This is a genomic window from Chlorobaculum tepidum TLS (assembly GCF_000006985.1).
In the GTDB taxonomy this organism is placed as follows: Bacteria; Bacteroidota; Chlorobiia; order Chlorobiales; family Chlorobiaceae; genus Chlorobaculum; species Chlorobaculum tepidum.
Genome location: NC_002932.3, coordinates 324863 through 346614, shown reverse-complemented (window position 1 = coordinate 346614; position 21752 = coordinate 324863). Strand labels below are relative to the sequence as shown.

Here is a 21752-nt window from a genome sequence, read left to right as displayed (position 1 = left end):
CCACCATCCAATGAACCTCTTCCAGGCCATCATCCTCGGCATCATTCAGGGTCTCACCGAATTTCTGCCAATCAGCAGCTCTGCGCACTTGCGCATCGTCCCGGCTCTCATGGGATGGGGCGATCCGGGCGCGGCCTTCACGGCGATCATCCAGATCGGCACGCTCGCGGCGGTGCTGATCTACTTCGCAAAGGACATTGTTTCGATCTCGGGCGCAGTGATCTCGGGTCTCGTCAAGGGCAAGCCGCTCGGAACGGACGAGGCGCGGACGGGCTGGATGATCGCGGTCGGCACAATACCGATCGTCGTGTTCGGACTCACCTTCAAGCACGAGATCGAAACCGTTCTGCGCTCGCTCTACATCGTCTCCGCTTCGATGATCGGATTGGCACTTGTGCTCGTCGTAGCCGAAAAGCACACCGCAAATCGCGCTCGAGACGGGCGCAGAGGCAAATCGATCAATGAACTCAGCTGGACGGACGCCATCATCATCGGACTTGCCCAGGCAATGGCGCTCATTCCCGGCTCTTCGCGCTCCGGCGTCACCATCACCGGCGGCCTGTTCCGCAACCTCGACCGCGAAACCGCCGCCCGTTTTTCGTTCCTGCTCTCGCTGCCATCGGTCTTCGCCGCCGGAATGCTCGAACTCTACCAGACCCGGCAGGAGATCATGTCATCGACGCACAACATGCTCAACCTCGCCGTCGCCACCATCGCCGCTTTCATCTTCGGCTACCTCTCCATCGCCTTTCTGCTCAACTACCTCAAGCGCCACACCACCGGTATCTTCATCGCCTACCGCCTGATCCTGGGCATCGGCCTCATCGTCATGATCGGCACTGGCCACCTGCTGCCGTGAAATCAAGGCAGGCGCGAGGCCTGCCCCTACAGATGACCGCTGCCCCTGTCACCGGATATGAAATTATCCTTCCACGCCTGCGCCCTGACGCACCATCCGGTCACCATGCAACTTTCAACGGCAAAAAATTATTGTCAATCTATACAAGAGAGAAGGAAATTTTATTATATAGTCAGATTGAAGAAAAACACTAAACAAAACTTTGGCCATGCCATACAGCTCGTCAGGTGTAGGGCATAATGGCTTTGATAAAGCAGATTTACACATACACACCAAATGTTCGGACGGTCTGTTCACGCCAGAAGAGATCGTGCACAAGGCGATTCATGTCGGGCTGAAAGCCATCAGCATCACCGATCATGATACCGTCACGGGTATAGACCAAGCAAAGCCATTAGCACTCGAATTGGGTCTGGAGCTTATCCCCGGTGTAGAGATGAGCTCGGCCTATAAAGGGTATGACATCCATATCCTCGGTTATTTTTTTGACTATCAGCAATCGGAGCTGAAAGGGTATCTGGATCACTGCCGCCTTCTCCGCACAGAACGGGCTGAACGCATGGTACAGAAACTGGCGAAGATGGGCGTCAAGATCGAGATCGAACAGATCATCATGAAGGCCCAGAACGGCAGCGTGGGACGTCCGCACATCGCGGCGGTGCTTCAGGACGAAGGCTTTGTCAAAAGTTTCAGCGAAGCGTTCAGCAAGTACCTCGGCTCGCACAGCCCGGCTTACGTCAAAAGCATTGAAACGCATCCGGAAGAGGTCATCCGCCTCATTAACGAAGCGGGCGGCCTGTCGTTCCTCGCCCATCCGGCGCAGAACGTGCCCGATGAAATCCTCCGGCAGCTCATCTCTTTCGGACTGGATGGCCTCGAAATCATCCATCCTTCGCATGACACGTACCGCCAGAACTACTACCGCGAAATCGCCAACGAGTACTTCCTGCTCTTTTCGGGCGGCTCGGATTACCACGGTCCGAAGGATCACGAAGACAACTTCGGACAGGTCTGGATACCCTACGAATGGGTAACCAAAATGAAAAGCCGGCTTGCCCCGGCAGTCAAAGAGTGAGATTTTTCCGCCCTTTGGCTGAAATTTCGGTCAGGTTTTCATATACTTGCACCGGAACGCCGTGCTCTGCGTTTTTTGATGAATTGAACCAGTAATTATGGCAGCGACGCTCATTGGTAACTACGTAGAAAGCAAGATGCTCCGCTTCAAGGAGCTTGTGCTGACCATGCAGGAATTTTTCTATTTCGCGCTCCGGGCCTTCGCCACCCTGCCCAAGGCGAAGCGTTACTGGCGGGACGTGCTCGACCAGGCGTTCATCTGTGGCGTCGAGTCGATCCCGATCGTGCTGGTCAGCTCGATCTCCATCGGGGCCTTAATGTCGATGGAAGTTGGCAACCTGCTCGAAGAATTTGGTGCGAAAACGATGCTTGGTCGCTCCACCTCGAACGCTGTGCTCCGCGAGCTCGGTCCCCTGCTAATGGGCCTCATGCTCTCGGCCCGCTACGGCGCGCGCAACGGCGCGGAGCTGGGCGCGATGCAGATTTCCGAGCAGATCGACGCCCTGCGCGCCTTCGGCACCGACCCGATCGCCAAACTCGTCATGCCGAGGCTGCTGGCCGCCCTCATCATGTTCGTGCCACTCATCGCCCTCTCCGACTTCGCCGGATTGCAAACCGGTGCCCTCGTCGCCCAGTACTACCACAAACTCGACCCCGGCATCTTCTGGAACTCGATCTACCCGCGCCTCTTGCCGATGGACTTCGTCGTCAGCTTCCTCAAGGCGCCGGTCTTCGCCATCATCATCACACTGGTCAGCAGTTTCAACGGCTTCTCGGCACGGGGCGGCACGGCGGGCGTAGGCCGATCGACCATCAAGGGTATTGTTGCTTCGTCGGGTCTGGTGCTGGTAGCCAATTTCTACGTCTCGAAACTCGTGTTCGACATCATGCACTGATATGATTGAACTCCGGAACGTCACACTCAGATATGGCGAAAAGGTGATTCTCGACAAGGTTTCGCTGACCGTGCAGGACAACACCATCAAGGCGATACTCGGCCCTAGCGGCGTCGGCAAGAGCACGATCATCAAGCTCATGCTCGGACTCATCAAGCCCAACAGCGGGCAGGTATTCGTCGATGGGGTGGACATCACGCCACTCAAGGAGGCCGACCTCTACCCGATCCGTCGCAAAATGGGCATCGTCTTCCAGGGCAACGCACTCTTCGACTCAATGACCATCAGCCAAAACATGAGTTTTTTCCTGCGGGAGAATCTGCAGCTTCCGGATGACGAGATCGACCGCCGGGTGGCCGAGCAGATCCGTTTCGCGGGCCTCGAAGGCTACGAAGATCAACTCCCTGAAAGCCTCAGCGGCGGCATGCAAAAGCGCGTGGCCATCGGGCGGGCGCTGATCTTCAATCCGAAGATGATCCTCTTCGACGAACCAACCGCCGGTCTCGACCCGGTCAGTTCGCACAAGATTCTGAACCTGATCGCCTCGCTCAAAAAGAGCAACGACCTCGGCGCGGTGTTCGTGACGCACATCATCGACGACGTGTTCGCCATCGCCGACGAAGTGGCCGTACTGTACCAGAGCAAAATCATCTTTGACGGCCCGACCGGACAGCTGCACGATTCGCAGCATCCATTCATCAAGTCGATCCTGTCGGATAAAATCCTCGAACTTTAATTTTTTTCAAGACCCCTGCGATAGCATGAGAAATCTGAAAGAACTGAAATGGAGCGACCTGAAAACCGGCATTTTTTTCCTGCTTGGACTCGGGTTTGCGGCCTATCTCGGCCTGGTAATTGGTAAAAACACCAGCATTTTCACCGGCGTAACCACCATCAAGGTCATGACCCGGGATGTCAACGGTCTCGCGGAAAACAACTTCGTGTCGGTCGCCGGCAAAAAAATCGGCACGGTCTCGAAACTCGACTTCAGCACTCAGAACGACTCGCTGTTCGTGGTAGCTGAACTGAAGTTGCAGAACGAGTATGCAAACCTCGTCACCAAAGACTCGAAGGCCTCAATTCGCTCTCTCGGCGTGCTGGGCGACAAATATGTAGACATCAAGGCGGGAACCGGAAAGCCGGTCAAGGAGGGTGATTTCATCCAGCTCGTGCCCGAAGACGGACTTTCCGCATTGACCGACAATGCCAAGAGCACCATCGAAAAGCTCAACACGCTGCTCGACAAGCTCAACAACGGCGACGGCCCTGCCGGACGGCTCATTTCGGACAAGCAGATGGGCGAAGACCTGCAGAAAACCGTGATGAACCTGCGCAAAAGTTCAGACGAGCTGACCAGAGTCAGTGCGGAACTTCACAACGGCAAAGGGCTGCTGCCGAAGCTGATCAACGACAAGTCGCTGGCCGACAACACCGAGCAGACCATTGTGAACCTGAAAAACGCCGCCGCCGAAACCGAGACACTGATGAAGCAGCTCAACGAAGGGAAGGGCACGCTCGGCAAGCTCAACAGCGATCCGGCGCTTTACAACAACCTGAGCAAGACGCTGATCTCGCTCGACACCCTGCTTATCGATCTGAAAAAGAGGCCAAACCGGTACGTGCGCTTCACGCTCTTCTGACCGCATCCCGAACGCTTATGCGCCTGCTCCGGAAACTCACCGCCGCCCTCGCTTGTGCGGTCATTCTGCTGATGGCCGCCGCATTTCCGGCAAACGCAGGTGCGGCGGATTTCAGAAAGCTCGATACGCTCCTGAACGGTGCGGTGCACGATAGCGTCTTCCCCGGTGCGAGCCTTGCGGTGATCTACCGGGGCAAGACGGTATATCACAAAGCGTTCGGGCGGCTCACCTATGACCCGCAAAGCGCTCCGGCGGACACCACGACAATCTACGACGCTGCTTCGCTCACCAAGGCGGTCGTCACCACCAGCATCGCCATGCAGCTCGTCGAGCGCGACTCGCTCGACCTGCACGCGCCTGTCGCACGCTACCTGCCCGGCTTCGCCTGCAACGGCAAGGAGCGCATCACCATCGAGCAGCTCATGCGCCACACCTCCGGCCTCCGCCCACACGTTTTCTACGCCAAAACCTGCCGCACGCCCAGCGACGTTTTCCGCGCCATCGAGCAGGACTCGCTCACCTATCGACCGGGAAGCGAGACGAAGTACAGCGACCTGAACTTCATCTTGCTCGGAAGAATCATCGAAAAGCTGACTGGCCAGAGCCTTCCGGCAAACTTCCACGCCCGCTTCGCCGCGCCGCTCGGCATGAGATCGACGCTGTTCAACCCGCCCGCCGGGTTACGGACGCGAATCGCCCCGACCGCCCCCGACACCACCTGGACACTCCCGACGCCGCGCCCGCTCGTCAACGACCAGAACGCCGCCCTTCTCGGCGGAGCCGCCGGCCACGCGGGCCTTTTCACGACGACAGGTGATCTGATAAAGATGGTGCGGATGCTGATGAACGGCGGCGAATACCACGGCCACCGCTACATCCAGGCAAAAACGGTCAGGATGTTTCTCAGGAAAACCGATGCCCCGCGAGCGCTCGGCTGGGACATCATCACCCCCGGAAAATCATCCGCAGGCACCCGCTTCTCCGCCAACTCCTGGGGCCACCTCGGCTTCACCGGCACCAGCATCTGGGTCGATCCGGAAAAAGATTTAGCGGTGATTTTATTGAGCAACAGAGTCTGGCCGACCGAGGAAAACAAGAAGATTCGCACATTCCGACCACTGTTGCATGATACGGTAGTGGAGTGTGTTGAGGAAAAATGAGAAATTCTGTTTTTGAGATTTTTCCTTTCGATATTGACCTCAATTTCTGTTTTAAGCAAAAATCCCGTTCATCGGCACAATCGGCAACGGCTTCTGCCTCAGCGACTCTTTTGCAGAAATGGCGTTGGCGGCCATACGGCCCGTGAAGACGGCGGCTTCCATCAGGAAAACCGGGGCTTTGGTGCTTACCCAGTCGCCCGCCAGAAAGAGGTTGGCATAGGGTGTTTCGACGCCGGGGCGTTTGGCATGGTCGCCGGGTGCCCAGCGGGTGAAGTTTGATTGCATCATGAAAATTTCGTGCCGGATCGTGGCGTTTTTCGATTCCGGGAACATGGCGTGCAGCTCTTGCAACATCGTGGCGCGGATCTCCGGCTCGGGGCGCACGTCTTGCGGCGCGACGGCGTAGGCGTGCAGCTCGACGACGCAGCCACCGGTGCGCTTGGCCCAGTCGATGAAGGGCTGCTGAAAGCTCGAATAAAAGGTGATCGAGTCGGTGTAGGTGTAGCCCGAGACGGTGTAGAACGGAAAGTCGGCGGATGGTAACGGGCGGTCGAGCCAAACGCGCCAGACGACGTAGGGATCGGCCTCACCAAGCGCGGCCACCTGACCGGCGAAGCCACTGTTGCCAGGCCGGGTCAAGGCGATCAGCTCGCGGGTACCGCGCACGCCCGAAGCCACCACGCAGTAATCGCACGGCAGCTCCTCAGCGGTGACAACCACCGGCGACGAGCTTGACGACGCCTGCCCGATGACGAGCATCTCCCCCGCTTCCCGCACATCGAGCCGGGGCAGCGGCGCTTTCGGCGGGCCACTCACCGGAAGCCCTTCTGCGTTGAAGCGGCCATCGTGGCAGGGGCAATGAAAGCCTCCTGTTGACACTTCGGGAGCCACCGGGCAACCCATGTGAGTGCAGCGCCCGTCGAGGGCCACCCACGACGCACCTCGCCGCGCCACCAGCACGGGAATCCCCGCGTCGGACATGTGTTGCAGCCATCCGGTCACTGGCACCTCGCGCTTCGGAATCGACGCCACCTCGCCATTCGCAGCTCCCGCGCCGTCGAGCCGCACCGCCGTGACGCGCCCATCCTGCATCACGAGGTTCTGTGCCTTGCGCCCTTTCAGCACCCGCACGCCCAGCGACGTCATCTTGCGCTCCAGCGGCTCGATGAGGGCGCTCATGCAATCCTTCGTGATGATCCGGAAAGCCAGCCCCTCCGGACTGCCCATGAAGTAGAAATGGAAGTAACGCATCGCCTCGGCGGCTGAGAGCACCTCCATGCGGTTCATCGTGGCGTCCGAGAAAGGATGCAGCACGGTGTCGATGAAGGCCGGAAGCACCTCGCCACGCCGGCAGTAGGTCATGAAATCAATGCTGTCCCAGTCGCGGAAGGTGCGGTCGTACTGGTAGCGGAACATGCTGATGACCGGCCACAGTCCGGGATAATCCTTCAGGAACGACATGATGTCGAGCCGTTTCGACTGCTGCACCACCGAGAGAATGTTGAACGGAAACCACTTCGGCGTCTGGCCGAACACCTCGACCTGCCGGTCGCTGAAGATGACCGGATAGCCGGGCGAGGCGGTGAACATGTCGCTGCCGATGCCCGCCGAGGCGAACATTTCGTTCAGGTTATAGTACTGGTCGAAAAAGCCGTGAAAGCCATGCTCCACCGGGAACTGCTCGCCGAGCGCCTCGATGGACCAGCCAGTCAGCTTGCCGCCCAGCGACGGCGAGGCCTCGACCAGCGTCACCTCGAAGTTCCGACGCGCAAGTTCCAGCGCCGAGCTGATGCCCGCCAGCCCGCCGCCAATCACCACCGCTTTTTTAGGCGTCGTCAGCTTTTCTGCCAGCTCGTCGTTGTTCTTGCCGGAGGTGTCGAAGACCTCCTTGCGCGGTTGGTAATAGCCGACAAGACCGGCGGTTGCGGCACCGAGAGCGCCCGCCCCGATACCGGCGCGTTTGAGGAAATGCTGGAAAAACTCGCGTCGCTGCATGAAGGAATTGGTGGCGGTTCGAAAGGTTGCGAAACAACTACGTGAAGTTGACTCGTATATTTAAGAATAAATGGATGTTATCGCAACCAATGGTGAATCGATATGTCTGAAAAGCGGCTTACAATGAAAGAAACAATCCGCCGGAAAGCCCTCAGCCTCGGCTTCTGCGCCGTCGGATTCGCCGCCGCCGACACGCTGAATGAGGCGATGAAGGAGTACCGCGCGATGATCGACGAGGGACGGCACGGCGAGATGGGCTACCTCGAAACAGGCCTCGAAGCTCGCGCCAATCCGGAGCTGCTTCTGCCGGGCGTCAAGAGCGTCCTTTCCGCCGCCCTGCCGTGGCCCGCGCCCGCGAAGCCCGGCGCGATCTCCGGCTACGCCGTCATTCCGGACTACCACCGCGTCGTGGGTGAACTGCTGAAGGAGCTGCTCGACTTCATCCGCTCGATCTGCGACCATCCGATCAACGGACAAATCTGCGTTGACAGCTCGCCAGTGCTCGAAAAAGAGTGGGCCGAAGCCGCCGGAATCGGGCGCACCGGCAAGAACACGCTGCTTATCGTGCCCGGTTACGGCTCGCGAGTGTTCCTCGGCGAACTGCTGCTCGACCTCGAACTTGAACCCGACACACCGCTCGACTGGAACCCCTGCGGCGACTGCACCGCCTGCCTCGACGCCTGCCCCACCGGAGCGCTCAACACCCCCGGAAAACTCGACGCCCGGCGCTGCATTTCATACCTGACGATAGAGCTGAAACGCGACTTCACCGACGAGGAAGCCGCGATGACCAACGGCTGGTTTTACGGCTGCGACCACTGCCTCGACGCCTGCCCGCACAACGCAAACATCGAAGCAACAGGCTACCCCGGCTTTGAGCAAAAAAAAGAACTCGTCAACCTGACACCAGAAAAAGCCCTCGAACTCACCCATTCGCAATTCCGAAAACGCTTCGCCGGAACCCCCGCCCTGCGCCTCGGCCTCCGTCGCCTGAAACGCAACGCACGGGCAGCGGTTGCAAACAAGAGCCAATCAAAAAGCTGAACGATAAACATTCCAAAGGGTTTCAACCCTTCGGACATCCAGAACTTTTACATTCATATTGCCCTGGCTTTCAAGCCGGGGTCAGCCATCAGATAAAAAATTCAAGGCTTCAGCCCAATATCTTCCACTGATTATGGAAACCTCCACCATCCTCTGGCTCGCCTCTGCGCTTCTGCTCATTACCGGATTCGCAGGCCTGCTGCTGCCCGGTCTGCCCGGCGTGCTGCTCATCTTCGCGGGCCTCGTCTTCGCCGCCTGGGCGGAAGGCTTCGTCTATGTCGGCTGGGGAACGCTCACCATCCTCGGCGTGCTCACCGCGGCGGCCTACCTCATCGACTTTCTCGGCGGGCTGCTCGGAGCAAGACGCTTCGGCGCAGGCAAATACGGCATCATCGGCGCGGCAATCGGCACGATCATTGGGCTCATGTTCGGACTGCCAGGCATCATCATCGGCCCCTTTGCCGGAGCCGTCGGTGGTGAACTCTACGCCCAGAAAGACCTCCGCACCGCCAGCACCGCCGGATTCGGAGTCTGGATCGGTATGGCCATCGGCATAGCTGCCCGGATCGCCGTGGCATTTACTATGGTTGGGGTGTTTGTCGTAGTGCGGTTTTTGTGAGAAATACAATCCCGGAATAGCAGTAAAAACAAAAAGGCAGCAGGAACAACGCTCATCACGTTGTTCCTGCTGCCCTTGCAGTTCTCTGTCTTTTTCTGCTACCTCAGTGCTTGAAATGGCGCATTCCGGTGAAGACCATTGCGAGATTGTTGGCGTCGGCGGCTTCGATGACTTCGTTGTCGCGGATCGAACCACCCGGCTGGATGACGGCGGTTACCCCAGCTTCAGCGGCAGCGAGAAGGCCATCGGCGAAGGGGAAGAAGGCGTCGGAGGCGACAACCGATCCCCTGAGATCGAGGGCCACTTCCGAGGCTTTCCAGCGGGCGATTTTCGATGAATCGACGCGCGACATCTGGCCCGCGCCGACGCCGAAGGTCTGGCGGTTCTTGACGTAGAGGATCGTGTTGGATTTGATGTGCCGCACGATCTTCCAGGCGAACATCAGGTCGGCCAGCTCTTCAGCGGTCGGCTGGCGCTTCGTGACCACCTTCAGCTCTTCAGGAGCAACCGTCTTACTGTCGCGCTCCTGCACGAGCATGCCGAACGGCGTGGACTTGAACTCCCAGCCAGCTTTCGGCAACGGCTGCTTCTGGAGCACGAGACGGCGGTCCTTCTTCTTCATGAGCATCTCGAGCACGCCATCTTCGAAAGCCGGAGCGATGAGAATCTCGGTGAAGATTTCGTTGACCGCGCTGGCTGTCTCCATGTCGAGCGGGCGGTTGAAGGCGATGATACCGCCAAACGGAGCCTGCGTGTCGGTCGAGAAGGCTTTGCGGTAGGCCTCGCAGAGCGTCGGCGCCTGCGCGACGCCGCACGGATTGGTGTGCTTGACAATCACCACCGACGGCTCCTCGCCGCGAAACTCCTCGATGATACCAGTCGCAGCGGCGATGTCAAGCATATTGTTATACGACAACTCTTTACCGTGCAGCTTCTCGAAAATCGCGCTGAACGAACGCACGCCGTTGCCATCGTCCATTTTGTAGAGTCCGGCGCTCTGGTGCGGGTTCTCGCCGTAGCGCATGCTCAGCTCTTTTTCGAGCTTGAGGGTCATCGTGTCGCCCGCGCCCTTGACTCCAGCGGCTTTAGCCATGTAGGCCGCAATGGCCGTGTCGTAGCGCGAGGTCAGCGCGTACACTTTGGCCGCGAGCGTCAGACGGGTGGCCCGCGTGGTCGCGCCACCGTTCGAGCGCATTTCGTCAAGCACGGTGGCGTAGTCGGCGACATCGGTAACCACCGTGACCGACTCGTTGTTCTTGGCCGCGCTGCGCAGCATCGATGGGCCACCAATATCGATATTTTCAATAGCCTCCTCGAAAGTCACATCCGCTTTGGCGATAGTTGCCTCGAAGGGATAGAGGTTCACCACCACGAGATCGATGAACTGGATACCGTTCTCGCGGGCCGCCTTCTGGTGCTCGGCGTTGTCGCGCACGGCAAGCAGACCACCGTGGATTTTCGGATGAAGCGTCTTGACCCTGCCGTCCATGATCTCCGGAAAACCGGTGATGGTCGAAATGGATTGCGCGACGATACCAGCACCTTGAAGTAATTTCAGCGTGCCACCGGTGGAGAAGATTTCGACATCCATCGAGGCCAGTTCGCGGCAGAAATCGACGATGCCGGTTTTGTCGGAAACGGACACGAGCGCCCGTTTGATGACAGGATCAAGCATGAGCAGAGAGTTGTGTTGTGTTCGGAAATCAAAAATAGACCGGGAATTTACAAAAATCCGCGACTATACCGACCGGAGAACTGCAACTCCGCGCAGGCACACTCTTAACTGAACCGTTCGCGGGGAACCTTTCAGCTTGAAAAAAGCAACGTTCGGGTGCATATTAGAGGGAATTCACGAAATCCTTTGTACGCGATCTGCATGATTGACAAGAAAAAACGGTTGGCGGTATTCTGCTCGGGAACGGGCTCAAACTTCAAGGCGCTGTTCCACGCGATCATCGAACGCGAGCTGCCTGCCGAGATCGTGATGTGCCTGTCGAATCGCTCGCAGTGCGGCGCGATCGATTTCGCAAAAGAGTATGGCATCGAGACACTGCACCTCTCGGAATCGCAGTTCGGCTCGCATGACGATTTCGCCCGCGCCATGCTGAGCGAACTCCGGGATCGGCAGATCGACATGATCCTGCTCGCCGGGTATCTGCGCAAGATTCCGGACGCGGTGATTGCCGCCTACCCGGAAAAAATCGTGAACATCCATCCGTCGCTGCTGCCGCAGTTCGGCGGCCATGGCATGTACGGAATGCGCGTGCACGAGGCGGTGATCGCGTCGGGTGAAACCCGGAGCGGGGCGACGGTTCACTTCGTCAACGAGGAGTACGACAAGGGCCGGATCATCATGCAGAATCATGTGCCGGTGCTGCCAGGCGACACGCCAAAAACACTCGCCGAGCGGGTGCTCCGGTGCGAGCATCGCCTCTACCCCGCCGCGCTCGAAAAACTGCTTGACAAGCAGCCATGAGCACGGAAGCCCCCCTCAATATCAGCGAGATTTTTTACTCAATCCAGGGTGAGTCTTCGTTTGCAGGCTGGCCTTGCGCCTTCGTGCGCCTCGCCGGATGCGGCCACGGTTGCCGTTACTGCGACACAACCTACGCTGAGGAGCCGGGCACTGCGATGACTATTGACGAGATCATGCACCGCGTACTCGCGTTTGATGCGCCGTGCGTCGAGGTCACGGGCGGCGAGCCGCTGCTTCAATCTGGGACATTCGGGCTGCTTTCAGCGCTCTGCGACCGGCATCCAGTGGTGTTGCTCGAAACAGGCGGCTTCCTGCCGGTGGATCGCGTTGACCCGCGTGTGCACGCGATCATCGACATCAAGGCGCCGTCGTCGGGAGTCATGGAGCATAATTGCGCCGCCAATTTCACACTCGCCCTCAACGAGCCGGAACGCTTCGAATTCAAGATCGTCGTCGCCTCGGAGGCGGATTACCTGTGGGCAAAATCGTATATCGCCGGACACGGCATCCTCGGCAAATGTTCGATCATCTTCGGCCCGGTGTTCGGCCAGCTCGAACCGCGCCTCCTCGCCGAATGGATGCTACGCGACCGCCTCCCGGTACGGATGCAGCTCCAGCTGCACAAGTACATCTGGAACCCAGACGCCAGAGGTGTATAAATGACGAGCCTCTCCATCATCGTGCCGCTCTACAACGAGCGGGAATCGCTTCCCGAATTCTGCGAAAGCCTGTTCGCAGCGCTGAAAAGCTCCGAGCTGAAGCGATGTTTCGGAGACGAATTCAGTTTCGAGATCATCATGGTCGATGACGGTTCGACCGATGGCTCCGACAAGGTGATCGGTGAATTGATGACTGACAGGCCGGAGCTGCGACTGATCTCGTTCCGGCGGAATTATGGCAAGACCGAGGCACTCTCGGCAGGATTTCGAGCGGCGTCGGGTGAGGTGGTCGTCACCATCGACGCCGACATGCAGGACGATCCGCGCGAGATCGCCGGCCTTGTTCTGAAAATAAACGAAGGATTCGACCTGGTGAGCGGATGGAAGCGGGAACGGAACGATCCGATGAGTAAAACCGTGCCTTCGAAGCTTTTCAACCTGACGACGCGCCTCTTCAGCGGCATCCCGCTGCACGACTTCAACTGCGGCCTGAAAGCCTACAGCCGCGAACTCGTCGCTTCGCTCGACCTGCACGGCGAAATGCACCGCTACATTCCGGTGCTGGCAAAGTGGAAAGGATTCCGCGTCACTGAAATTCCCGTCATGCACCACGCGCGCAAGTTCGGCAAGAGCAAGTTTGGGGCATCGCGATTCCTGCCGGGTCTGTTCGATTTCCTTTCGGTGATGTTCATCACCCGCTACCTCAAACGCCCGATGCACTTTTTCGGCATGATGAGCCTCGGCAGCTTCTTCTTTGGCTTCTGCATCAGCCTTTACGTTACCATCGAAAAGTACCTGTTCGACAAACCGGCAGGCAACCGGCCGATTCTGTTCCTCGGCATCCTGCTCATCATCCTCGGCGTGCAGTTCTTCTCGACCGGCCTGCTCGGCGAACTGCTTTCAACCCGGCCATCGCGCAACGGCGGGTGGTCGATCCGCAAAACCGCAAACCTGCCGGACGAGATCATCGACAGGCTAACCGATTGAACCTTCAACGGCAGATCGTCGTTAAGCTCTGATCAACACACGAAAACCTGCAAACAACACGATAGTATGAAACGGGTCGGCGCCCATGTCAGTATTGCCGGAGGCGTCGAGAACGCCCCGCTGAACGCACAAAAGATCGGCGCGAAAGCGTTTGCCATGTTCACCCGCAACCAGCGCCAGTGGCACTCCGCGCCGCTTACGGCGGCCTCGATCGAGGCGTTCCGGCGCAATTGCGATGAAGCAGGATTCCTGCCTGAGCATATTTTGCCGCACGACAGCTACCTCATCAACCTCGGTGCTCCCGAAGCCGACAAGATCGAAAAGTCGCGCAAGGCGTTCGTCACCGAAATGCAGCGCGCCGAGGCGCTCGGCCTGACGATGCTGAACTTCCACCCCGGCAGCCACCTCAATCTGACTGATGAAGATGCCTGCCTCAAAACCATCGCCGAATCGGTGAACCGCTCACTCGATGCGACGGCGGGTGTGACAGCGGTGATCGAAAACACGGCAGGACAGGGCAGTAATCTCGGCTGGCGCTTCGAGCATCTGGCGCGAATCATCGAACTGGTGGAGGACAAGTCGCGCGTCGGCGTCTGCCTCGACACCTGCCATCTTTTCGCCAGTGGCTACGATTTGAGAACGCCGGAAGCATTCGACGCGACGCTGAGAGAGTTTGACCGTGTTGTGGGATTGCTTTATCTGAAGGGAATGCACCTGAACGATGCGAAGCAGAAACTCGGCAGTAAGGTTGACCGGCACGAGTGCCTCGGCAAGGGGATGATCGGCATCGACGCCTTTGCGCACATCATGCGTCACCCGGCGCTCGAGGAGATACCGCTGATACTCGAAACCCCCAATGCCGAGGGCTGGGCCGAAGAGATCGCGATGCTCTATGGCTTCACCAACGAGTAGCCATTTATCCCGGCGGCAGCGCTCAGGAAACGCGCAGGAAGCGGGCCACCGACCAGGTGCTGCCGAAAAAACCGAGCACAATGCCGAGCAGGACAAGTCCCGGATAGATCACGTAAGTCGATGGATGCAGTATCTGGTAGATCGCCGGTTCGTAGCGCAAAAGCGCCTGCTCGAAAATGAGCCAGAGACCAAGCGCAGCCAGCCCACCCGAAACCAGCCCGAGCACCGCACCCTCGATAAGAAACGGCGCACTGATGAACCAGCGGGTCGCGCCGACCAGCCTCATGGTTTTGATGCGGTCACGCCGGGCGTACATGGCAAGCCGGACGGTAAAAGCGTTCAGAATGATGGTCGCCAGGGCGATCACCCCGCCAACTCCGGCAGTAATGAGCGTAAAAAGCCGCGCATTCTTCTCGATGCCTGTCAGATACTCCTGATTGTACCGAATGTCAAGCCCCTGATGCAAGGCTTCGAGCTTCTTTCTGATAACGGCGATGCTGTCCGGAAGAGCGTAACGCTGATCGATATTCAGCGTCACCGAGCGAGGGAGGGGATTCATGCCCAGAATGGTCACGACATCCTCTCCAAAATCACGCCTGAACCTCGATGCGGCTTCATCCCGCGAGATATAGTGCGTTGCAGCCACTCCGGGAATCGCCTGCATCTTTTCTCCGAGCGAGCGCGCCTGATCGTCGTTGACAGTTTCATCAAAGAAAACCTCCAGTTCAACGCGAGAGCGCACCTCCTGAATCACCTGATAAAAGCTGAGGGAGACCGTGCCGAACAGGCCCAGCAACAGCAGTGAGAAAAAGCCGACAGCTATGGTCACAAAAGCAGGAAGTTTGGCCCGGCCAATCCCTGAAAACCCCTCTTTCATACTGTACAGCAGACCCATAATGTCATTTTTTTTCAGCTTTTAAAACTTTCACCCCCAAGATTCAAAAAAAGCTGTTGGAAATGCAAATTTTTTTTCTGATAATTAAGCCTTGTCGATGGGGCTATAGCTCAGTTGGTAGAGCATTTGCATGGCATGCAAAGGGTCAGGAGTTCGAGTCTCCTTAGCTCCACAGAAAAGAAAAAAAAAGCGCAGGTTATCCTGCGCTTTTTTTTATGCCCTTTCCGCCGAACGCTTCACGCTTTCGAACCCCCTTTCGCAACGCCAAACACCAGAAAAATCATCCCCACAAACAGCGACGCTGCAATTCCAAACGCGATGTTAAGCCCCGCCGCAACCAGCACGGTCTTCACGCTGAAACTGACAGCTGTTCCGATAACCGGCGCGGCGAGCATGTGAGCAGCAGCCGTCAACAAAGTGAAAAGAGAGCTCGTGGCAATGCTGGCCGCAAACGAAACAAAAAGCTGTTCACGCTTTCCTGCCCGAACCGCTTTTTCGCGCTCTCTCTGCTTTTGCCAGCCCGGATCGAGTCGGCTTTGTATCACCATGGCCGAGAGCGCAACAACCAACAGCGCAGGGACATACATTGCATAGACGCGCAGCGCTTCGGCGCGATCAGGACTGAATGCGCCACCGTCAAACCAGCTGGAGACGATGCCGAGAATCCAGGTAGAGGTAGCGAAGAAGACGCTTCCCCACAACAGGGTAATAACAATCCATGTCCAGACCGATTGTGACGGAGTTTTTTTCGTGGATGAGTTCATTGATGATCAGTTGAGTGAATAAAGATATTCTGACTACTGTCTGCTAACAACGGCTGAACCGCTTATTCCATTCCAGCCAAAGCAGTTCAGAGGTCACAACAGAGCTCATTCTCCATTGAACTATTCGGAAAGCCGGAGTGAACGACAGATGACAAAATGACCTGTTTGGCGTGTGTTATGTAAGCCCCAATTTCTCTTTCATGGTTTTTATGTTTCTCCTTGATATATTAGTTTCACTTGCCTCTCAGAGGCAAAGATTTTACACAATCTCAAGATTTTACTGATATGTGCGGAGTTTTCGGCGTTTTTAATTCAAAAACTCCCGCCGAAGATACCTTTTACGGCCTCTACTCGCTACAACACCGAGGACAGGAAGCCGCAGGTATCGTCGTTGCCGAATACAACAAGGCCAAGAAAAAGACCCTGTTCAAGCAGCATAAAGGGCTGGGGCTGGTATCCGAAGTTTTCAAGGACGAACAGATTTTCGAGAACCTGAGCGGATACGCAGCAATCGGCCATAACCGCTACTCCACCACCGGCGCCTCCAAATCGAACAACAATATCCAGCCCTTCTCCCTCACCTACCGCTCCGGCAGCCTCGCCATCGCCCACAACGGAAACCTGACCAATTCGAGAGTTTTGCGCAAGGAGCTGACCGAAGAGGGCGTAATTTTCCAGGCCTCATCGGATACCGAAATCATCCCGCACCTTGCCGCGCGCAGCAAGGAAAAAGAGCCACTGCACCAGATTTACGATGCATTGCGGCAGGTAGAAGGAGCTTTTTCGATCGTGATTCTGGCCAACAACCAGATGATTGCGGCGCGAGACCCTTACGGCGTGCGCCCCTTGGCTCTCGGCAAGAAAATCGATCCCGCAACCGGTGAGCTGGCCTACGTCGTAGCGAGCGAAACCTGTGCTTTCGACATCATCAAGGCCGAGTACATCCGCGACATCGAACCGGGTGAAATCCTCCTGATCGACCACCTCGCCGTGGACAACGAAAAGCCGGTTTCGCTCTACCTTCCACCTGTCGAGCGCAAAGCCCGCTGCATCTTCGAGTATGTCTATTTCGCCCGCCCGGACAGCTTCATCTTTCGGCACTCGGTTGACAAGGTGCGCCGGAACCTCGGCAAGAACCTGGCCAGGGAATCAACGATCGAACGAGACCCCAACGACAAGGAGCTGGCCGTAGTCAGCGTGCCAGACTCCTCGAACACGGCTGCGCTCGGCTTCGTCAGAGAAAGCAACAAACTCGGCAAGCCTGCGCGCTTCGAGCACGGCCTGATCCGCAACCACTATGTTGGCCGCACCTTTATTCAGCCAGGCATTCAGAGCCGTGAAATCAAGGTTCGCTCGAAATACAACATCGTGCGCGGCGTCATGCAGGGCCGCCCAATCATCCTCGTCGATGACTCGATCGTGCGCGGCACAACGGCCAAGATGCTCATCAAGCTGGTTCGCGAGGCCAATCCGAAAGAGATTCACCTGCACATCAGCTCACCACCGATCACCAATCCCTGCTTTTACGGCATGGACTTCCCCTCCAAGCGCCAACTGCTCACGCACATGCTTGCTGACGCCGAGCACGAGCTGGGCGATATCGAAAAAATCAGGGAGTACATCGGCGTGGATTCACTGAGATATCTCTCCATGCAGGGCCTCCTGAACAGCGTACCGGAATTCGAGGGCGAAACCTGCAGCTACTGCACTGCCTGCTTCAGCGGCGACTACCCCATCCCGATCGCCGACGCCACGACCGACAAGGAAGAGAACGACTAAGCCTTCCTGTTTGCTGAACGAGAAACCGCGCCAGATAAAAAAGCCGTCTTCGCTTCCGGACAAGACGGCTTTTCTTTTTTTATGGAAAAAACGAAAGGCTGCCCGGTATGGACAGCCTTTTCAATCTGTGATAATGTTCCGGACAGGTTGATGCTTTATTTCTTGGTCTGCTTGAATTCGATCCTGACCGAGGTGTGCGGCACGGCCTCGAGACGCTTCTTGGGAATCGGCTTGCCCGATTTGGTGCAGATACCGTAGGTCTTGTTGCGGATGCGATCGAGAGCCTGATCGATGTAGTGCAGATATTTTTCGTCACGGGCAATGAACATGAAGCGCTGCTCGCGATCCATGGTTTCGGTACCGTGATCGGCCATGTGCATCGAGTAGTTCGAGTTGATCGAGTCCTCGACACTCTCCTCGGACAGTGAGGAGCGAAGAATATCGAGGTCACGCAGCACCTCATCACGCCGCTTCAGCAGAAGCTGCCTGAAGTGTTCGAGCTCCTCGTCGCTCAGGTAAGTCCTGGTCAGTCTGGTCTCTTCCGTAGACTCCACAGGGCTTTCCTGAACAGGGCTGGTTTTCTTCGACATGATGGTCATGGTTTAGAGGTTCCAACGGCAACCCAGCGGTAAACCGTAAAAAAACACGAAGTTATATAATACGATCACGAACCGGATTTTTCAAGCGACAACCGGCACAATTCATTGTTGACCTGCTCCACGCCGTCGCCCGGCTGCGAATCGTCGAGCGGCAACAGTACAATCGACGTGGCAAGCGTTTCGTCCATAATATAGGACTCGCTCTTTCTGGCCGCCGCCAGCAGCTTTTCGCTGCCCGCAATCGTCAGAGCGATACGGTCGGTAATTTCGAGACCACTCTCCTTGCGGAGCGTCTGGATGCGGCTGACCAGCTCGCGGGCCAGACCAAGCATCTCAAGCTCTTCGGTGATTTCGGTGTCAAGCGCCACCATGATGCGGTGCGCGTCGTCCGCCGCCACCAGCCACCCCTCGATGTCCTCGTGCACGATGTCAACATCCTCACGAAGCACGGTGCAGATGCGTCCGCCGAGATCGATCTCGATGGAACCTTCCTTTTCAAGGCGCGAAATCTGCTTGTGACTCATGATCCTGATCTCCTCGGCCAGCAGCTTCATGTCCTTGCCGAAACGTGGACCGAGGGTCTTGAAATTGGGCTTGGCCTTCTTGCTGATAACCGAGCCATCCTCGTCCTCGACATACTCGATCTTCTGGACATTGACCTCTTCCTTGATGATGTCCGATACCAGCTCATAGGCGGCGCGCGAACCGGGTTCGGCGGCGGCGAGCAGGATGCGCCGGAGCGGCTGGCGCACCTTGATGCCGGCCTTCTCGCGCATGGTGCGCACCAGCGAGGTGATGATCTGCGCCTTCTTCATGCGCTCTTCGAGCGCCGCATCGATGCAGCTTTCATCGGCCACCGGCCAGTCGGCCAAGTGCACCGATTCGGCTTTCGAGGTTCCACCGACGCTCTTCAGGTCGAGCCAGATTTTTTCGGCGATGAAAGGTACGAACGGAGCCATCAGCTTCGCGAGCGTTTCGAGCACCGTCGAGAGCGTCTGGTAGGCCGAAAGCTTGTCCGGCCCCATCTCCCCCTTCCAGAAGCGTTTGCGCGAGCGGCGGATGTACCAGTTCGACAGATCATCAACGGTGAAGTCGCCAATGAGACGGCACGCACCCGTGAGGTCATACTGCTCCATGCGGCTGGTCACTTCGGCGATGAGCGTGTTGAGGCTGGAGAGGACCCAGCGGTCAAGCTCCGAACGCTGAGTGAACGGAATGTCAGCCTCTTCGTAGCGAAAGCCATCGACGTTCGCGTAGAGCACGAAAAAGTTGTAGCTGTTGATGAAGGCGCGGAAGAACTTGCGCTGCTCCTCCTCGATCTCGGCGGCATTGAAAAGCTTCGGGCGCCACGGCGGGCTGGTGATCATCAGATACCAGCGGATAGCGTCCGCGCCGTACTGCTCCATCGACTCGAACGGATCGACCACATTGCCTTTCGATTTGGACATCTTCTGGCCACTCTTGTCGAGGATGTGACCGTTGACAACGACGTTCCGGTAGGCCGGACGGTCGAAAATGAGCGTTGCGATGGCGTGCAGCGTGTAAAACCAGCCTCGCGTCTGGTCAACGCCCTCGGCGATAAAGTCCGCCGGGAAGGTCTTGTCGAACAGCTCTTTGTTCTCGAATGGGTAGTGCAGCTGGGCGAAGGGCATCGAGCCGCTATCGAACCAGACGTCGATCAGCTCCGGCGTGCGGTTGAAGCGCTTGCCATCGCGGATGAACCAGATGCGATCCACGAACGGCTTGTGCAGGTCGAGTTCGACGAGCCCCTTGTCAAGCGCATCGCCGAGATTCATCTCTTCGCCATCAATCTCGATGAAGCCCTCGCGAAGCTCCGCGACCGAGCCGACCGCGAAGAGCTTGCCGGAGTCGGGGCCATCGCCGATGGCGAAATCCTCGGCAACCCAAACCGGCAGCGGCGTGCCCCAAAAGCGTTCGCGGGAAAGCGCCCAGTCTTTGTTCTCTTCGAGCCAGTTGCCGAAGCGGCCCGTGCCAATCTCCGGCGGGTTCCAGTTGATCGTCTTGTTCAGCGCCACCATGCGCGGTGCGATGTCGGTAGTGCGGATGTACCACGACTCGCGGGCGTAGTAGATCACCGGCACATCGTAACGCCACGAGAAGGGGTAGGTGTGCTGGATCGTCTCGCGGCGGTAGAGCTTGCCCTCCTCCTTGAGCCGCTGCATGATCGGCTTGTCGGCATCCTTGAAGAACATCCCCTCGTAGTCCGGAACCTCGGCGGTGAAGCAGCCGTTGCGAGCCACCGGCTGAAGCATCGGAAGCTGGTACTGCTTCGACAGCTCGTAGTCGTCCGCGCCGAACGCCGGAGCGATGTGCACAATGCCGGTACCTTCGCCGGTCGAAACGAAATCGCCACACACCACGTACCATGCGCGGCGCTCCGGCGAAAAGTAGTTGAAAAGCGGCTCGTAGTCGCGCCCTTCGAGATCACTGCCTTTGCAGCGGTCGATGACTTCCCAGGCCGACTCGTCGCCGATCTTCTCGACAAGCACCGACAAGCGCGACTCGGCCAGAATCAGCACCTCGCCAGTTTCGCGATGCTTGACGCGCACGTAGTCGATGTCGCGGCCAACGGCGAGGGCGACGTTCGAGATGAGCGTCCACGGCGTGGTCGTCCAGACGAGAATGCTTTCACCCGAATCCTTCAGGCGAAACTTGATATAGACACTCGGATCCTGCACCTCTTTGTAGCCCAGCGCCAGCTCGTGCGAGCTGAGCACGGTCTCGGACTTCGGATCCTGCGGCACGATCTTGTAATCCTTGTAGATCAGCCCTTTGTCGAAAATGGTCTTCAGGGCCCACCAAACCGACTCGATATAATTATTGTCGCAGGTGATGTAAGGGCTGTCCATATCGACCCAATAGCCCATGCGCTCAGTCAGCTTGCCCCACCCCTCGCGGTTGTCGTCGATGTGGTGATAAACCAGCGCTCGCGCCTCACGGTTGAACTCGCCCACGCCGTACTCCTCGACGTGCGACTTGTTTTTTAGGCCAAGCTTCTTCTCGACCGAGATTTCGACCGGCAGGCCGTGCGTGTCCCAGCCAGCCTTGCGCGGAACCTGATAGCCCTGCATGGTGTGGTAACGGCACACCACATCCTTGATGGTGCGGCTGAACAGGTGGTGCACGCCGGGCTTTCCATTCACCGTCGGCGGGCCTTCGTAAAAGGAGTAGATGCCTTTGGGCGCATCCTTTTCGAGGCTCTTCCTGAAAATATTCCGTTCGATCCAGAACTCGCGGATTTGCGCCTCCATGGCGCTGTAGGAAAGGCTGGACGGGTACTCGGGATAGGTGGCTGGCATGGCTTGGAAAATGTCAAACTGGAAATATCGTAAGCGAAAAGCAGGTTATGGCCCGTTTTCGCGGAAAAGTCTGA

The 21752-nt window shown here is 57.7% G+C and carries 19 protein-coding genes and 1 tRNA gene; 14 read left to right on the top strand and 6 right to left on the bottom strand.

Translation table 11 applies throughout. From position 1 onward, the window contains the following. Positions 1–10 precede the first annotated feature (10 nt). From AYT24_RS01635 to AYT24_RS01610, 6 genes are all read left to right on the top strand, one after another. Complete coding sequence (locus tag AYT24_RS01635; RefSeq protein ID WP_010932021.1) at positions 11–859, top strand: undecaprenyl-diphosphate phosphatase; 849 nt, start codon at positions 11–13, stop codon at positions 857–859. A 208-nt stretch (positions 860–1067) separates the two neighbouring features. Next, the gene (locus AYT24_RS01630; RefSeq protein WP_010932020.1) at positions 1068–1934 is read left to right on the top strand and encodes a PHP domain-containing protein; all 867 of its coding nucleotides are present in this window, start codon (positions 1068–1070) and stop codon (positions 1932–1934) included. A 97-nt stretch (positions 1935–2031) separates the two neighbouring features. Continuing rightward, positions 2032–2829: an MlaE family ABC transporter permease gene (locus AYT24_RS01625; RefSeq protein WP_164926837.1), complete on the top strand. Its 798-nt coding sequence runs from the start codon at positions 2032–2034 to the stop codon at positions 2827–2829. Between the two features lies 1 nt (position 2830). After that, positions 2831–3565, top strand: a complete 735-nt coding sequence (locus AYT24_RS01620; protein WP_010932018.1) for an ABC transporter ATP-binding protein — start codon at positions 2831–2833, stop codon at positions 3563–3565. 25 nt (positions 3566–3590) lie between these two features. Further along, on the top strand, positions 3591–4469 hold the full coding sequence (locus AYT24_RS01615; RefSeq protein WP_010932017.1) for an MlaD family protein: 879 nt from the start codon (positions 3591–3593) through the stop codon (positions 4467–4469). 17 nt (positions 4470–4486) lie between these two features. Then, positions 4487–5629, top strand: coding sequence for a serine hydrolase domain-containing protein (locus AYT24_RS01610; protein WP_010932016.1), 1143 nt, complete (start codon positions 4487–4489; stop codon positions 5627–5629). A 51-nt stretch (positions 5630–5680) separates the two neighbouring features. On the opposite strand, the gene AYT24_RS01605 is transcribed toward AYT24_RS01610, so the two are convergent. Beyond that, positions 5681–7624 carry an FAD-dependent oxidoreductase gene (locus AYT24_RS01605; protein ID WP_010932015.1) on the bottom strand — a complete coding sequence of 648 codons (1944 nt, stop codon included), beginning with the start codon at positions 7622–7624 and terminating at the stop codon, positions 5681–5683. A 123-nt stretch (positions 7625–7747) separates the two neighbouring features. Between AYT24_RS01605 and queG the strand changes: the two genes are divergently transcribed. Both queG and AYT24_RS01595 read left to right on the top strand, forming a co-directional pair. Next, on the top strand, positions 7748–8668 hold the full coding sequence (queG, locus tag AYT24_RS01600; protein ID WP_226986833.1) for a tRNA epoxyqueuosine(34) reductase QueG: 921 nt from the start codon (positions 7748–7750) through the stop codon (positions 8666–8668). Between the two features lie 133 nt (positions 8669–8801). Further along, positions 8802–9287, top strand: coding sequence for a DUF456 domain-containing protein (locus AYT24_RS01595; RefSeq protein WP_164926836.1), 486 nt, complete (start codon positions 8802–8804; stop codon positions 9285–9287). Between the two features lie 103 nt (positions 9288–9390). Here AYT24_RS01595 and purH read toward each other — a convergent pair whose 3' ends face one another. Continuing rightward, a complete protein-coding gene (gene purH, locus AYT24_RS01590) occupies positions 9391–10962 on the bottom strand; it encodes a bifunctional phosphoribosylaminoimidazolecarboxamide formyltransferase/IMP cyclohydrolase (protein ID WP_010932012.1) in 1572 nt (523 codons plus the stop codon). 201 nt (positions 10963–11163) lie between these two features. Here purH and purN point away from each other — a divergent pair, with 201 nt between their 5' ends. The 4 genes from purN to nfo all read left to right on the top strand — a co-directional run bounded on the left by purN (position 11164) and on the right by nfo (position 14321). Next, a complete protein-coding gene (gene purN / locus AYT24_RS01585; RefSeq protein WP_010932011.1) occupies positions 11164–11763 on the top strand; it encodes a phosphoribosylglycinamide formyltransferase in 600 nt (199 codons plus the stop codon). Beyond that, positions 11760–12422, top strand: a complete 663-nt coding sequence (locus AYT24_RS01580; RefSeq protein WP_010932010.1) for a 7-carboxy-7-deazaguanine synthase QueE — start codon at positions 11760–11762, stop codon at positions 12420–12422. The genes purN and AYT24_RS01580 overlap by 4 nt, the downstream gene beginning before the upstream one ends. Beyond that, on the top strand, positions 12423–13409 hold the full coding sequence (locus AYT24_RS01575) for a glycosyltransferase family 2 protein (RefSeq protein ID WP_010932009.1): 987 nt from the start codon (positions 12423–12425) through the stop codon (positions 13407–13409). It begins immediately after the preceding gene. 66 nt (positions 13410–13475) lie between these two features. Continuing rightward, entirely contained in the window at positions 13476–14321 is an 846-nt protein-coding gene (gene nfo / locus AYT24_RS01570; protein ID WP_010932008.1) for a deoxyribonuclease IV, read from the top strand. A gap of 22 nt (positions 14322–14343) precedes the next feature. Here nfo and AYT24_RS01565 read toward each other — a convergent pair whose 3' ends face one another. Beyond that, complete coding sequence (locus tag AYT24_RS01565) at positions 14344–15216, bottom strand: cell division protein FtsX (protein WP_164926835.1); 873 nt, start codon at positions 15214–15216, stop codon at positions 14344–14346. A gap of 99 nt (positions 15217–15315) precedes the next feature. Between AYT24_RS01565 and AYT24_RS01560 the strand changes: the two genes are divergently transcribed. Next, a tRNA-Ala gene (locus tag AYT24_RS01560) sits at positions 15316–15388 on the top strand. A gap of 64 nt (positions 15389–15452) precedes the next feature. Here AYT24_RS01560 and AYT24_RS01555 read toward each other — a convergent pair. Next, positions 15453–15980, bottom strand: coding sequence for a hypothetical protein (locus AYT24_RS01555; RefSeq protein ID WP_010932006.1), 528 nt, complete (start codon positions 15978–15980; stop codon positions 15453–15455). Between the two features lie 285 nt (positions 15981–16265). On the opposite strand from AYT24_RS01555, the gene purF reads away from it, so the two are divergent. After that, positions 16266–17759, top strand: coding sequence for an amidophosphoribosyltransferase (gene purF, locus AYT24_RS01550; protein ID WP_010932005.1), 1494 nt, complete (start codon positions 16266–16268; stop codon positions 17757–17759). 155 nt (positions 17760–17914) lie between these two features. On the opposite strand, the gene AYT24_RS01545 is transcribed toward purF, so the two are convergent. Then, positions 17915–18358: a TraR/DksA family transcriptional regulator gene (locus AYT24_RS01545; RefSeq protein ID WP_010932004.1), complete on the bottom strand. Its 444-nt coding sequence runs from the start codon at positions 18356–18358 to the stop codon at positions 17915–17917. Between the two features lie 65 nt (positions 18359–18423). Next, on the bottom strand, positions 18424–21678 hold the full coding sequence (gene ileS / locus AYT24_RS01540) for an isoleucine--tRNA ligase (protein ID WP_010932003.1): 3255 nt from the start codon (positions 21676–21678) through the stop codon (positions 18424–18426). Positions 21679–21752 lie beyond the last annotated feature (74 nt).